A 14823-nucleotide genomic window follows, 5' to 3' on the forward strand; every position below is an offset into this window, starting at 1 on the left:
AATATTGATTATGACTGTTCGTACTCGTATTGCCCCTTCTCCTACAGGCTTTCCACATGTAGGCACTGCATATATTGCTTTATTCAATTTATGTTTTGCCAAGCAACATGGTGGGGAATTTATTCTTCGTATTGAAGATACTGACCAACTTCGCTCAACTCCTGAATCTGAAAAAATGATTTTAGATTCATTGCGTTGGTTAGGTCTAAACTGGTCTGAAGGCCCAGATATTGGCGGGTCACATGCACCTTACCGCCAGTCTGAACGTATGGGAATTTATAAGCAATACGCGCTGGAATTGGTTGAAAAAGGTCATGCCTTTTACTGCTTCGCAACCAGCGATGAACTGGATCAAATGCGTATCGAGCAACAAGCACGTGGTGAAACGCCAAAGTACGATGGTCGTGGTTTAAAGTTATCTACTGAAGAAGTCCAAAGTCGCCTTGCTGCAGGTGAGCCACACGTGATTCGCATGAAAGTGCCTGAAGAAGGAATTTGTACTGTACAAGATTATCTTCGTGGCGAAGTGCAAATTCCATGGGTACAAGTAGATATGCAAGTGTTGCTTAAAACGGATGGTTTACCTACTTATCACCTTGCCAATGTGGTCGACGACCATTTAATGCAAATTACTCACGTATTCCGTGGCGAAGAATGGTTGCCATCTGCACCGAAGCATCAATTGCTTTATCAATATTTTGGCTGGGAAATGCCTGTGCTTGGTCACATGCCATTACTGCGTAACCCAGACAAATCTAAATTGTCTAAACGTAAAAACCCAACCTCAATCAATTACTACAAAGACATTGGCGTACTTCCAGAAGCGTTATTGAACTATTTGGCGCGCATGGGTTGGTCAATGCCAGATGAACGTGAAAAATTCACTTTGGCAGAGATGATTGAAAACTTCGACATCAAACGTGTTTCACTGGGGGGGCCAATTTTTGATGTGGAAAAACTCAATTGGTTAAATGGTCAATGGATTAAAGCACTTTCTCCTGCTGAATTGCTTAACACACTTTTAGCGTGGAAAGCAGACCGTAAAATGTTGGAAGACATTGCCGCAGCCATTCAACCGCGTATCAACTTACTGTCTGAAGCAGTCAATTGGGCTGGTTTCTACTTCAACCAATTTCCACAACTGTCTAAAGAGCAGTTTGAAAGCAAAAAACTGTCGGAAGAACAAGTTCGCCAAAGCTTACAATTCGCAATTTGGCGCTTGGAAAGCTTATTTACTTGGAATAATGACACCGTTAGCCAAACCCTGATGGATTTAGCTAGCCAAATGGAAATCAAGCTTCGTGACTTTATGCCGACTTTCTTTATTGCAATTGCGGGTTCGACCAGTTCAACCCCTGTGATGCAGTCAATGGTCACCATTGGGCCAGATTTAACCTTTGCCCGTTTACGCCATGCACTGGAAATTGTTGGTGGTCCGAGCAAAAAAGAAACGAAAGTGTGGGAAAAACTCAATGAAAGCTTAAAATTGCCGAAAAATGATGCAGTTGATGCGGTATAATTGATTTTATAGTTGACGTATGAGCGCAATGCCCCTAATATTGCGCTCACACAGACTGGGGGTTATAGCTCAGTTGGTAGAGCGCTACAATGGCATTGTAGAGGTCAGGAGTTCGATCCTCCTTGACTCCACCATATCATGTTTTTACCTGTGTTGCCTCGATAAGTCCCTATCGTCTAGAGGCCTAGGACATCGCCCTTTCACGGCGGTAACCGGGGTTCGAATCCCCGTAGGGACGCCAAATTCAAAAAAGCCACTGACCTATTCAGTGGCTTTTTTATTATCTGTACATTATGCAATCTGTACACTATGTAATATGTAAATTGATCTAACAGCAAAAAAACGGCTTCTCCAACCTCATCCGATTCTTATTGGATTATTCTGTGCCATTACTTACCAGACAGCGCCAAACTACAGATATACAGCGTGATCGTGATCAATAAGCCAAAAATGCCACCGATATAGGTTCCTAGTCAAATAAAAGCACTCCACCACATCGCAATAATCTAATTTTTTAATTTAAAGTACCTACTTCTAGTACCTATTTTAAACCTGCAAAATAGATCAGCAAGACCTCTCAAATGAAGTACGCTGTGATGTCCATTGCATTCATACTGTGCTGCTGCCAAGTATATTTTTGCTTTCTGCTGCATTAGCATTAAAATAACGCATAGATTTAAATTGTGGAGTTGTAATGCAATACCGTTGCCCAAAATGCCAAAGCCCTAAAATCATCCCTGTTGCACAAGCGGGCGGACCAACGACTCGACCTGTCGTTCCTAAAAGCTTAGTGTTTTTAATCTCTGCTATTTTCATTTTATTGCTATTGGTGTTAATCAGTATTGCCATGTGGATTTTTGGCGATGGCGCAGGAACCACTTTACAAGTGGCCACAGTGGTTATTTTTGTCTTGTGCTTAATTTTAGGCTTCCTGTTCTATCGTGATTTGCCCGATTTTAAAATTTCCATGCAAGGTTTTATGCAGTCACAAAAAAAATGGAAATGTCGTGAATGTGATCACGAGTGGGAAATTTAAAAGAAAATCTATTTTCACATCAGCCCGATGTTCAGCCGAGGTGCTGATGTGAATGCCCATCATGATCATGTAAATGTTCCTTGTGATCCGAATTGGGCTGACAATGTGACTGGGCAAGACATTCATCATTTTCAATCTGTAGTGTCATTTCAGTGATGCCATGCTCATGGCTTAATATTTCCAATGCTTCACGATACAAAGCATTATGATCCGCCTGTGGTGCATACAAATGTACGGTCAAATGCACATTCTTTGACGTAATTGCCCAGACTTTGAGTTGGTGAATACTTTCCACATCTTTTAAATTTAGAAGATCATTGCGCAATTTTTCAATGTCAATTTCTTCAGGCACGCCTTCAAGCAAAATATTGATACTTTGTTTGAGCAAAATCCACGTTCTTGGCAACACCCAAAAACCAATCAGCACCGCAATTAAAGTATCCACCCACATCCAGTGGGTCACATAAATTACCACAGCACCGATAATCACACCAACCGAACCCAATGCATCACTAAGAACCTCCAGATAAGCCCCTTTAATATTAAGACTATCTTTGGAACTGGAAAATAAAATACGCATTGAAATCAGGTTAATCACTAAACCAATCGCGGCCACAATCATCATGCCTAAGCTTTGGATTTCAGGCGGATGTGAAAAGCGCTGATAAGCCTCATATAAAATATACATCGCCACAACAAACAACATAGAGGCATTAAACAGCGCGGCAAGAATCTCGAAACGCTGATAACCAAAGGTTCTTTTATCGTCCGCGGGAAGTTTGCCAATTTTAATCGCCACCAAAGCAATCGCCAAAGCTGCTGCATCCGTAAACATATGTGCAGCATCAGACAGCAATGCCAAGCTTTGCGTGATAAAGCCCGCAATCACTTCAATCACTAAAAATGATGTGGTTAATATTAATGCAAAAGTGAGTTTTTTTGCATTGTCTTCAGTCACAACGGCATGACTATGATCATGCCCATGATGGCTACTCATTGCATCCCCTTCTTCTTGTTTGATGGATTTTTTTTAAATTTCAATTTTCCGACTCTTAAATTAATATTGATAATCATTACTATTATCAATTAAACCCATTCCTCGATATACTTACTTGCCTTTAATTCAATTATCCCATGAAAACACACCAGAAATATTCAGGAAGCTACTGATGAAAAAATATTTAGTTTTGGCTTTACTCGCCTGCTCATATAGCCAAGCGCATGAACCTTATATTGCACCTTTAAGTTACCTGACTGCAAATACACAAATTTCTATGCTCAGTGGCTACGCAGAAGAAGCATTAAATGCAGAATATGCCTTGAAAGATGTTCAGTTTAGCGTGATTCAGCCCAACCAGACCCAAATCAGTATTCAACCGCAAAGTCAGCTAGAGTCGGTGAGTGCATTCGATCTCAAATTACCTGAACAAGGCACTTACACGGTTTATGGCAAAACCTCTTATCCAATTCAGTATGTACAACATAATAAACAATGGAAAGTTTTTGCAGATGTTACCGCAGATAAAGTCCCAGCACTGAGTGAACGTGACTATGTAATTCCAAGTGACTTTAAAGGAAAAACACCGAAGAAGATCGATACAATTCGCGAGTGGAGTATTCAAAGTTATATCAGTAAACAAACCACGTCGCCAATCGCAGCCACTCCAGCACCCATTCAAGTGACCTTTCAAACCCACCCGAATGAAATTGTGGCTGGGCAACCTGTTCAGCTTCAACTAAGCAAAGCAGGCAAAGCACTTGCCCATGCCGAAGTACTGATTCGTGCCCAAGGGACAACCGATAAACAAGCGCAAACGGTGGCTGTAAATCCCAATGGAACAGCGACACTTACTTTCCCGAATGCAGGGAGCTATTTACTGGAAGTGAGTGAAAAAATCGAAAGTAAAGCCACACCTCAAAATCAGTATTACACCATTATCAGCTTAGGGGTTAAAACACCTGCTGCTTAATCTATAAAACAAAGCATAAACAGCGCAGAAAAAACCAGCCCGTAGGCTGGTTTTTTTAATCACATCAAAATAAGCAATTAAACGCCAATTTTTTTGTATTTAGCACGCTTTTGTACACCAGCATCACTTAAACGTGACTGACGGTATGCTTCATATTCAGCATAGTTACCCGCGTAGAATTCAGGTTGATCATCTTCAAACGATAAGATATGCGTTGCAATACGGTCTAAGAACCAACGGTCATGCGATACCACCATTACTGTACCTGGGAAGACCAGAATGGCATCCTCAAGCGCACGTAAAGTTTCGATATCCAAGTCGTTCGATGGCTCATCCAGTAAGATCACGTTTGCGCCCATTTGTAGGATTTTCGCCAGTTGTAAACGGTTACGTTCACCACCAGACAATTCGCCTACGCGTTTTTGCTGATCTTGACCTTTAAAGTTAAAACGACCGATATAGGCACGCGATGCGATTTCGTAATCACCAATACGTAAGATATCTAAACCGCCAGAAATTTCTTCCCAAACCGTTTTCTTATCATCTAAGGTGTCACGCAACTGACCCACATAAGCGACTTTAACCGATTCGCCCAGTGTTACCGTACCGGTATCTGGCTGCTGTTCGCCTGTCATCATACGGAATAGTGTCGTTTTACCCGCACCATTTGGCCCGACAATACCCACAATTGCTGTTGGTGGAACAGAGAAAGTTAAGTTCTCATACAATAAACGACCATCAAACGATTTACTGATGCCTTCAACATCAACCACCTTGTTACCCAAACGTGGGCCAGGTGGAATATAGATTTCTGAAGTTTCATTACGTTGTTGGAATTCTTTAGAGTTCAGCTCTTCAAAACGCTCCATACGCGCTTTATTTTTCTTTTGCTGACCTTTGGCATTAGAACGAACCCATTCAAGTTCTTTCTTCAATGCTTTAGCAAAAGATTCTTCTTGCTTGTTTTCTTGCTCTAAACGGGCATTTTTCTGTTCCAACCAATTGGTATAGTTACCTTGGTAAGGAATACCCATGCCACGGTCAAGCTCAAGAATCCACTCAGCCACGTTATCCAAGAAATAACGGTCATGCGTAATTGCTACGATAGTACCAGCGAAGTCTTTCAAGAAACGCTCTAACCAAGTGACAGATTCTGCATCCAAATGGTTGGTCGGTTCATCAAGAAGCAACATGTCTGGCTTAGACAAAAGCAAACGGCACAGTGCAACACGGCGGCGTTCACCACCTGAAAGCAAGTTTACATCTGCATCCCAAGCAGGAAGGTTCAACGCTGCAGCAGCTTGATCCATTTGGTTGCTTAAGTTATGTGCATCCCAAGCATGAATGATCGACTCTAATTTTTCTTGCTCTTTCGCAAGTGCATCAAAGTCAGCATCTTCTGCTGCATATTCGGCAAACACTTCATCCAAACGCGCCAAAGCGTCCAGTGGTTCACGCAGACCATCTTCAACGTTACCACGAACATCTTTATTTGGATCTAATGGTGGTTCTTGCTCAAGATAGCCGATTTTAATACCCGGTTGAGCACGTGCTTCACCTGAGAAATCTTTATCTACGCCAGCCATAATACGAAGCAAGGTAGATTTACCTGCACCGTTTAAACCAAGTACACCAATTTTGGCACCTGGGAAAAATGATAAAGAGATGTCTTTTAAGATTTCGCGCTTAGGCGGAACCATCTTCGACACACGGTTCATCGTGTAAATATATTGGGCCACGTAGGACTCCTCTATAGAAAAAGCAACATTCACACAATGTAAATAACATGATGTGAACAAATATTTGGGGCATTATACGATGAAAGCAGCGAAAAAATAAGGCATAGCTCTCATCTTCAATAGAATGTTACAACTCAGCGCATGTCGATTTTTTAAACATCCTGATAGCCCGTTATTTTTTTTCAGCTTGGATTGAAAAAACATCATTAATATAAGGATTTAAGATAACAATTTCATTTAAATAGCACTTTGATTCATATATAGAAATGCTAAACTCAATCAATATTTAACTCACGAAGATGATGTAAACATGACCTACAAAGACGAAACCCTTGCCATACATGCAGGCTATAGCCCAGAAGCCACCACCAAAGCCGTGGCAGTGCCTATTTATCAAACCACATCTTATGCCTTTGACAATACACAACATGGGGCCGATTTATTTGATTTAAAGGTGCAGGGCAATATTTACACTCGCATTATGAACCCAACCACGGCTGTTTTAGAGCAACGCTTGGCTGCACTTGAAGGGGGTATTGGGGCTTTGGCTTTGGCGTCAGGCATGGCAGCAATTACTTATTCGATTCAGACCATTGCTGAAGCAGGTGACAATATTGCCTCGGTTTCAACCTTATATGGCGGTACATATAACTTATTCGCGCATACCTTACCTAAGCAAGGCATTGAAGTGCGTTTCTTTGACTATCAAGATCCTGAAGCGCTACGTGGCTTAATTGATGATAAAACCAAACTGGTCTTTGTCGAGTCGATTGGTAATCCATTGGGTAATATTATTGATTTAGAAGCCATTGCAAAAATTGCCCATGAATATGGCGTACCAGTGATTGTCGACAATACTGTTGCAACACCTGCCCTACTGAAACCTTTTGAACATGGGGCTGACATTGTGGTGCATTCACTGACCAAATATATTGGCGGTCATGGCAACTCGATTGGCGGTGCCATTGTGGATAGTGGCAAGTTCCCGTGGGGCAAATATCCTGAGCGTTTTAAAGTTTTAAATACACCCGATCCAAGTTACCACGGTGTGAACTACGTTGAAGCCTTAGGTGAAGCCGCTTACATCGCACGTGCCCGCGTGGTGCCTTTACGTAATACGGGGGCTGCAATTAGCCCACTGAGTGTATTTTTAATCCTGCAAGGTTTAGAAACTTTAAATTTACGCATGGAACGCCACACTGAAAATGCGCAAAAAGTGGCTGAATATTTACAGCAACACCCTAAAGTACAATGGGTCAACTATGCGGGTCTAAAAGACCACCCACAGCATGCTTTGGCACAAAAATATGTCCAAGGCAAACCCTCTGCCATTTTATCCTTTGGGGTACAAGACGGTTTAGAAGGCGGCACGCGCTTTATTGATGCACTACAACTCTTTACCCGTCTGGTCAATATTGGCGATGCCAAAAGTTTAGCTTGCCACCCAGCCACCACCACCCATCGTCAATTGAATGAAGCTGAATTGAAATCTGCGGGTGTCAGTATTGATATGGTTCGCCTATCTGTGGGAATTGAACACATTGATGATTTGATTGCCGATTTAGCACAAGCACTGGCACACGTTTAACAGTTCTTATTGCAGCATATTTTGAACCTTCTTTCTAACAGGAAGAAGGTTTCTTAGCCTTTCACTTTCTGATTATTTATTTTTAATTTAATTTATATTCTTCACCAATCAGAATGTCTATGTAATAATCCAATTACAGAGCGGACAACAATAGAGCAATTACTCTAATTATATTTATAAATTCAACAACTTATTTATGGATTTTTTTTAAACATTGGTTATTATATGCCACATGAGAACAGCTCAATTCCCCCAGTATTTGAGCCCAATAATCGACTATAAAAAACATAATCTAGAAGTTTATTCTATACAAATAAGGAAACTACAGCGTGAATTCAAAACTAGAGAAACTTTTTCAAAATAAAGTGAAGGGTAAAGTTGTTTTAATCACCGGTGCATCCAGTGGTATCGGCTTAACCGCGGCACATAAACTTGCCGATGCCGGTGCGCATGTTTTATTGGTCTCACGTACCAAAGAGACATTAGATGAAGTCAAAGCAGAAATTGAGGCTAAAGGTGGAAAGGCTTCCGTTTTTCCATGTGATTTAAATGATATGAAATCGATTGATGATGTATCTCAACAAATTTTAGCCTCTGTCGATCATATTGATATTTTAATTAATAATGCAGGGCGTTCAATTCGTCGTGCCGTGCATGAATCATCAGATCGTTTCCATGATTTTGAACGTACCATGCAGCTCAATTACTTCGGTGCAATCCGTTTAGTAATGAACATCTTGCCACAAATGATGGATCGTCGTGATGGTCATATCATCAACATCAGCTCGATTGGTGTATTGGCGAATGCAACGCGTTTTTCAGCCTATGTTGCCTCTAAAGCTGCACTAGATGCTTTCAGCCGTTGTCTGTCGGCAGAAGTTCATTCACATAAAATTGCCATTACTTCGGTTTATATGCCATTGGTACGCACACCAATGATTGCACCGACTAAAATTTATAAGTACGTACCAACATTATCGCCAGAACAAGCGGCTGACTTAATTGCTTATGCGATTATCAAACGTCCGAAGAAAGTAGCGACTAACTTAGGTCGTTTAGCCTCTATCACCTATTCTATTGCACCAGATGTCAATAATAAATTGATGTCGATTGGTTATAACCTATTCCCAAGCTCTTCAGCTTCAGTGGGCGAACCACAAAAACTCAATTGGGTACAAAAAGCATATGCACGTCTATTCCCAGGCGAACATTGGTAAAATTGTGATAAATGAAAGCCAGTCATAAGACTGGCTTTTTTATGTTATAAACAGCTACTCTTTTTTCTTTTAGATTTTTATGCGCATTGCGGCTGTTATGTTCCAATTGGGTTGTTTTGCTTTTGCCCTATTTCTTGGCTACCAAATTGCCAGTTCTATTTATCAACAAAATTATGAATTAATGGAAATCGTCAGTAATGTCGGCACAATTCTCATTTGTATCGACCTAGGCATATTCTTACATTTCAACAAGTCGATTGCAGCACTCAAAAGTAAAGCCACATCGCAACACGCTCCAGTCCAAGTTTCAACATTAGAAAAAATCACCCGCAAGTTGGGTCATTTGGGCATTATGCTGATTATTTGTAGTTGGATCGTGCCAAAACTCGCATAAAAAAACCTCCCAAATTGGGAGGTTTTTTTTAGCGTTTAAAGATTACTTTGAACCTTTAATCCCTGCTTGTAATAACAATGCACCTAAACCACCAATTTTTTGCTCTTGTGGTTTAGCCGATTGCGGTTTCTTCGCTTGTGCGTGATCACCTTGAGGGCGTGCAGTTTGCGGACGTTTAGCCTGCGGCTTACGCTCACCACGTGGTTCATTTTGACCATTTTGCTCACGACGTGGTTGACGCTGTGCCTTTACTGGTGCTTCCGAACCTTCAGGACGCATCGACAAGTTCACACGGTTACGTTCAGCATCAACTTGCAAGACACGTACTTGCACAATTTGACCCGGTTTCACGACTTTATGTGGGTCTGCAACAAATTCATTTGCCAATTCAGAAATATGCACCAAACCGTCTTGGTGTACACCAACATCGACAAAAGCACCAAAGTTAGTCACATTGGTAATCACACCTTCAAGCTGCAAGCCTTCAGTCAATTGTGATACGTCAGTAATGTCTTCACGGAATTTTGCCGTACGGAATTCTGGACGTGGATCACGACCCGGTTTATCCAGCTCGTTTAATACGTCTTGAATGGTTGGAAGACCAAATTTTTCATCGGCGAACTCTTCTGCATTCACTTGACGAATGATTTCAGAATTACCAATTATATCTTTTACTGTGGTCGCTTTAGCAGCAACAATTTTGCTCACCAAAGCATAACTTTCAGGGTGAACGGCTGAAGCATCAAGCGGTTCCGAACCTTCTTGAATGCGTAGGAAACCTGCCGCTTGCTCAAAAGTACGTTCGCCTAAACGCGGCACATTCTTCAATGCTTGACGGTTATCAAAACGACCATTGTCTTTACGGTATTCTACAATTTGCTGTGCAATGGATTTATTTAAGCCTGCGATATAACCCAAAATTGCAGCGGAGGCTGTATTCACATCCACACCGACAGAGTTCACACAGTCTTCAACCACCGCTTCAAGCGTTTTTGCAAGTCCTGCTTGGTTCACGTCATGTTGATATTGACCTACACCGATTGATTTCGGATCAATTTTCACCAGCTCAGCAAGCGGATCTTGTAAACGACGTGCAATAGAAACTGCACCACGAATAGAAACGTCTAATTCTGGCAGTTCAGCAGATGCCAATTCAGATGCTGAATAAACCGATGCCCCTGCTTCACTCACTGAAACACGCGTCAATTTCAAATCAGGATTTTGTGTCATCATCTCTGCAACCACCGCTTCTGTTTCACGGCTTGCAGTGCCATTACCAATGGCAATTAAATCGACATCAAACTCACGGCACAAACGCGCAAGTTCAGCAATTGAACCGGCTTTGTCTTCTTTCGGTGCAAATGGGTAAACCGTGCTATGCGCAACCACATCACCCGATGCATTGACAACAGCCAATTTCACGCCCGTACGGATCCCTGGATCTACACCTAAGGTACAACGAGAACCAGCAGGTGCTGAAAGCAATAAATGACGTAAATTTTCAGCAAATACATCCATCGCTTCAGCTTCAGCGATCAGACGTTTTTCAGTTAACAATGAATGTTCGATTTGTGGACGAATTTTACCTAGCCAAAACAGTTTTGCAGTTTGTTTTAAATAGTCTGCACGTGCTTGGGGTTGAACTGAATCAAGATGATATTCAGTTTCAATCCGATTCAGTGGTGCATCATTTTCACCATCCACTTTTAAGTTCAATACATTTTCTTGACGGCCACGTAACATTGCCAATAAACGATGTGATGGCACTTTATTAAAGTTTTCAGAAAAATCGAAGTAATCACGGAATTTTTTACCGACTTCTTTTTTCTCATCACTGGCCACTAAACTTTTAAGCACTGCTGTTTTGGCAAATGTTGCTTTAAGCTCTGTGGTTAAAGCAATGTTCTGCGCCCAGTCATCAATTAAAATATGCTGAATCGCATCAAGCTGACTTTCAACATCAGGATAATCTTCATGACTAAAACCAGCCAAAGCTTCAGTTGGATCGACTTGCTCTGCAAAGATTTTTGCCGCAATCGGTGCTAAGCCAGCTTCTTTGGCTTTAAATGATTTACTGGTACGTTTTGGACGATACGGTGCATACAGTTCTTCTAAAACATTCTTTGTTTCAGCAGCATTTACACGCGTTAATAAATCATCTGACAATTTATTTTGTTCTTTCAGAGATTCAATAACTTTTTCTCGGCGTTCAAATAAATCGCGCAAATACGATAAACGCGTGTCAAGTTGGCGTAACTGCGTATCGTCTAAGCCCTGAGTTACCTCTTTACGGTAACGTGCAATAAAAGGAACGCTTGCACCTTCATCAATCAGCTTGATGGCAGCTTCTACTTGATTTGGACGTACGGCAATTTCTTTTGCTAACTGCTGAACTAAGTCAGTCATCGTGTTTGATCCCACAAGGATAAGTACTAAATGGCATGATTATAAAGACCAAGACCATAAAATCCACAATTGTTTTTATTAAATTCATAAGTGGTCAATATTGCCAATCCATGTTTTTTTCATACTTCGCTACAAAATTAAGGGATAAGTTCATTTTTAGTCTGCATGTTTAGCAAGATTAATGACCAATTAGATGTATACATTTGGTATCTATGTCTTGATTTTATCTGCAATATTTGTTGCTTTAGAGCATAGTAAACAGATACAAATGAATCGTATACTCAAGGCTATCCGAACTTTTGTTTACGATGACAATAAAGAATAAAGGAGCACATCATGAGTTTAGTTGTACCTGCTGAAAAAACAGATCCAGTACACACCGAAACTGATCGCGTCGAACGCATTCTCGTTGTGGATGATGATGTGCGATTGCGTACGTTATTGCAGCGCTTTCTGGAAGATAAAGGCTTCGTAGTGAAAACGGCACACGATGCAACACAAATGGATCGTTTGTTACAGCGTGAACTTTTCTCCCTCATCGTGCTTGATTTCATGCTTCCGGTTGAAGATGGTCTGAGTATTTGTCGTCGTTTACGTCAATCGAACATCGACACCCCGATTATTATGCTGACTGCACGTGGCAGTGATTCTGATCGTATTGCAGGACTTGAAGCCGGTGCAGATGACTACCTACCAAAACCCTTTAATCCAAATGAACTGTTAGCACGTATTCGTGCCGTACTACGCCGTCAAGTCCGCGAAGTTCCAGGTGCGCCAAGCCAACATATGGAAGTGGTCAGTTTTGGTCCATGGTCACTGGATTTATCCACACGTACCCTGACTCGTGAAGGTCAGGTAGTGACCTTAACCACGGGTGAATTCGCTGTACTGAAAGCCTTAGTACAACATCCACGTGAACCACTTACCCGTGACAAATTGATGAATTTGGCCCGTGGTCGTGAATGGGGTGCGATGGAACGCTCAATTGACGTACAAGTATCACGTTTACGTCGTCTGGTTGAAGAAAATCCAGCCCGTGCGCGTTATATCCAAACTGTTTGGGGTGTCGGCTATGTCTTTGTTCCAGATGGCGCGGAATAAGAAAAAAATCTGACAATATGAACCATATATTTGTCCCTTAACGCCATTCGCTGCTGTTTGAGCTAACCCTCAATTAAAGGCTCGCATTGAAGTGCGCGAGTTCAGCGAATGGCAAAGTTTTTGGTTTTTTTTTAAAAGAACAATACGAGCTCCTACCATTAGAATTAATTCGGTAAGACTCCTTCAAAATTCAACAAATAAAATACTTCAGATTCACCATAGGAATCAGGCGTGAAACTCGAACCCATCGACCCACAGAAATTTACCGATTACGAAGCGTATTCAGAAAAAAAACGGACGCGTTCGGAACGTTTTTTGGACAAAATAAAGCCTCGTTCTGCTGCCATGCGTACCACCGTGCTGGTGTTATTCATTGTATTTTTCAGTTTATTTATGTCGTTGTGGTTCTTTTGGCGTACCCTCTACCTTCCAGAAATTCAGCAACATGCCCGATATTTGGGTGTTGAACTCGAAATCATTAACAATCCCGATTTACGTATTTTCCATAATGATGCCGAAGTCGATGTCGACACTTGGTTAAAAAATCGTGTCGGTATTGAATACATCACCGACCCCAAAGAATATCCTAGCGTTCGCGACAAAGTCATTGCTGAATTTTTTACCAATCAAATTGAAAAAAAGCTCGCCAAAGAACTCAAAGTTGAAAATGTGACGGTCTATTTCCAATTTAAACCCAGCCCACGCATTTGGATTCAGACCCCTGAAATGAATGGGCACTGGGTGCGTGAACCTTTGAAAACCTATGCCAACTATAGCCCTGAACTGGTCTTTGGCTGGTTGCTGGGTGTGCCCCTGATTGCTGCTGCCATCATTTTAACACTGGTGCGCCAGCTCAACCGCCCTTTACGTCGTTTGCAAAATGCTGCCAATAATTATAGTAAAACCGGTTCTGCACCTTATCTTGAAACCAATCATGGGCCACAAGAAATCCGTGAGGTGAACCAAGCCTTTAATCATATGATCTATACCTTGGATCAAGCTGAACGCGACCGCCGTATTATGCTGGCTGGCATTTCCCATGACTTACGCACGCCTTTAACCCGTATTCGCTTAAGTGCAGAAATGATGCCTGATGATGACTTTCTCAAAGAAGGTTTAATTTATGATGTAGAAGATATGGATGCCATTCTGAATCAGTTTATCTCCTATATGCGTGACGGTTCAGATGAGGAAATACAAGACACCGACATTAATATATTGTTACAAGAATTAGTGGTGCAGTTCAAACCTTTAGATATTCGTTTCAAAGCTGAAGACATTCCCGTGATTCAAGCGCGAAGTCTCTCGCTTAAACGCCTGATTGGTAATTTAATTAATAACTCAAAACGCTATGGCGCTGAACCCATTGAATTGTCAGCAAAAGTTGAAAACGATCATATTTTTATTAGTGTTGCAGATCATGGTGAGGGTATTCCTGAGGATCAAATTGAAGACTTAATGCAGCCCTTTGTTCGAGGCAATGAAGCCCGTACCGTACAAGGCAGTGGTTTGGGATTAGCCATTGTTAAACGTATTGTTGACATCCACCAAGGTCAACTCACGCTGCATAATCGACCTGAAGGCGGTTTAGAAGCACTTATTTCTTTACCTATTGTTCAAGATAAAATTGAGGAGAATATACATAGCTCCACATTAGGAAAAATTAAACAAACATTCAGTGAACGCTTTTAATACTGATCAAATAAACAACAAACAGTTTTATTTCACCATGCAGCTGTTGATTTTTAGATCATTAAAATCAATCAATTAAAAACCATAAAAAATCGTTATACCCACATTTTCTCAAAAAATTAGACCTTAGCCTAACAGGCATGCACAATTTGTTTTTAGGA

General features: G+C 41.3%; 11 protein-coding genes and 2 tRNA genes. 10 read left to right on the forward strand and 3 right to left on the reverse strand.

Annotated features, from left to right (window positions below; translation table 11 throughout):
* The first annotated feature begins 10 nt into the window (after positions 1-10).
* The 4 genes from gltX (at position 11) to B9T30_RS06880 (ending at position 2555) form a co-directional block, all read left to right on the forward strand.
* Positions 11-1519, forward strand: coding sequence for a glutamate--tRNA ligase (gene gltX, locus B9T30_RS06865; RefSeq protein ID WP_086184329.1), 1509 nt, complete (start codon positions 11-13; stop codon positions 1517-1519).
* Between the two features lie 58 nt (positions 1520-1577).
* Positions 1578-1653: transfer RNA gene (locus B9T30_RS06870), tRNA-Ala, on the forward strand.
* 31 nt (positions 1654-1684) lie between these two features.
* Positions 1685-1760: transfer RNA gene (locus B9T30_RS06875), tRNA-Glu, on the forward strand.
* Positions 1761-2213: 453 nt separating this feature from the next.
* Positions 2214-2555 carry a hypothetical protein gene (locus B9T30_RS06880; RefSeq protein ID WP_086184330.1) on the forward strand — a complete coding sequence of 114 codons (342 nt, stop codon included), beginning with the start codon at positions 2214-2216 and terminating at the stop codon, positions 2553-2555.
* 31 nt (positions 2556-2586) lie between these two features.
* Here the strand turns inward: B9T30_RS06880 and B9T30_RS06885 are convergent, their stop codons facing one another.
* On the reverse strand, positions 2587-3552 hold the full coding sequence (locus tag B9T30_RS06885) for a cation diffusion facilitator family transporter (protein ID WP_086184331.1): 966 nt from the start codon (positions 3550-3552) through the stop codon (positions 2587-2589).
* A gap of 172 nt (positions 3553-3724) precedes the next feature.
* Between B9T30_RS06885 and B9T30_RS06890 the strand changes: the two genes are divergently transcribed.
* Complete coding sequence (locus B9T30_RS06890; protein WP_086184332.1) at positions 3725-4525, forward strand: DUF4198 domain-containing protein; 801 nt, start codon at positions 3725-3727, stop codon at positions 4523-4525.
* Positions 4526-4602: 77 nt separating this feature from the next.
* Here the strand turns inward: B9T30_RS06890 and ettA are convergent, their stop codons facing one another.
* Positions 4603-6264, reverse strand: coding sequence for an energy-dependent translational throttle protein EttA (gene ettA / locus B9T30_RS06895; RefSeq protein ID WP_086184333.1), 1662 nt, complete (start codon positions 6262-6264; stop codon positions 4603-4605).
* A 310-nt stretch (positions 6265-6574) separates the two neighbouring features.
* Between ettA and B9T30_RS06900 the strand changes: the two genes are divergently transcribed.
* The 3 genes from B9T30_RS06900 to B9T30_RS06910 all read left to right on the forward strand — a co-directional run bounded on the left by B9T30_RS06900 (position 6575) and on the right by B9T30_RS06910 (position 9463).
* The gene (locus B9T30_RS06900; RefSeq protein ID WP_086184334.1) at positions 6575-7852 is read left to right on the forward strand and encodes an O-acetylhomoserine aminocarboxypropyltransferase/cysteine synthase family protein; all 1278 of its coding nucleotides are present in this window, start codon (positions 6575-6577) and stop codon (positions 7850-7852) included.
* 329 nt (positions 7853-8181) lie between these two features.
* On the forward strand, positions 8182-9069 hold the full coding sequence (locus tag B9T30_RS06905; protein WP_086184335.1) for an SDR family NAD(P)-dependent oxidoreductase: 888 nt from the start codon (positions 8182-8184) through the stop codon (positions 9067-9069).
* Positions 9070-9148: 79 nt separating this feature from the next.
* On the forward strand, positions 9149-9463 hold the full coding sequence (locus B9T30_RS06910) for a hypothetical protein (RefSeq protein WP_086184336.1): 315 nt from the start codon (positions 9149-9151) through the stop codon (positions 9461-9463).
* 42 nt (positions 9464-9505) lie between these two features.
* Here the strand turns inward: B9T30_RS06910 and B9T30_RS06915 are convergent, their stop codons facing one another.
* Complete coding sequence (locus B9T30_RS06915; RefSeq protein WP_086184337.1) at positions 9506-11869, reverse strand: Tex family protein; 2364 nt, start codon at positions 11867-11869, stop codon at positions 9506-9508.
* A gap of 336 nt (positions 11870-12205) precedes the next feature.
* On the opposite strand from B9T30_RS06915, the gene ompR reads away from it, so the two are divergent.
* Both ompR and B9T30_RS06925 read left to right on the forward strand, forming a co-directional pair.
* Positions 12206-12970, forward strand: a complete 765-nt coding sequence (gene ompR / locus B9T30_RS06920; protein WP_004650626.1) for a two-component system response regulator OmpR — start codon at positions 12206-12208, stop codon at positions 12968-12970.
* A gap of 231 nt (positions 12971-13201) precedes the next feature.
* Entirely contained in the window at positions 13202-14662 is a 1461-nt protein-coding gene (locus tag B9T30_RS06925; protein WP_086184338.1) for an ATP-binding protein, read from the forward strand.
* Positions 14663-14823 lie beyond the last annotated feature (161 nt).

The organism is Acinetobacter sp. ANC 4973 (genome assembly GCF_002135275.1).
Lineage (GTDB): Bacteria > Pseudomonadota > Gammaproteobacteria > Pseudomonadales > Moraxellaceae > Acinetobacter > Acinetobacter kyonggiensis.

Bases quoted from the DNA above. Each gene is read 5' to 3' on its own strand.
- B9T30_RS06880 (WP_086184330.1), top strand. From the start codon at position 2,214: ATGCAATACCGTTGCCCAAAATGCCAAAGCCCTAAAATCATCCCTGTT.
- B9T30_RS06900 (WP_086184334.1), top strand. From the start codon at position 6,575: ATGACCTACAAAGACGAAACCCTTGCCATACATGCAGGCTATAGCCCA.
- B9T30_RS06890 (WP_086184332.1), top strand. From the start codon at position 3,725: ATGAAAAAATATTTAGTTTTGGCTTTACTCGCCTGCTCATATAGCCAA.
- ompR (WP_004650626.1), top strand. From the start codon at position 12,206: ATGAGTTTAGTTGTACCTGCTGAAAAAACAGATCCAGTACACACCGAA.
- gltX (WP_086184329.1), top strand. From the start codon at position 11: ATGACTGTTCGTACTCGTATTGCCCCTTCTCCTACAGGCTTTCCACAT.
- B9T30_RS06885 (WP_086184331.1), bottom strand. From the start codon at position 3,552: ATGAGTAGCCATCATGGGCATGATCATAGTCATGCCGTTGTGACTGAA.
- B9T30_RS06915 (WP_086184337.1), bottom strand. From the start codon at position 11,869: ATGACTGACTTAGTTCAGCAGTTAGCAAAAGAAATTGCCGTACGTCCA.
- B9T30_RS06910 (WP_086184336.1), top strand. From the start codon at position 9,149: ATGCGCATTGCGGCTGTTATGTTCCAATTGGGTTGTTTTGCTTTTGCC.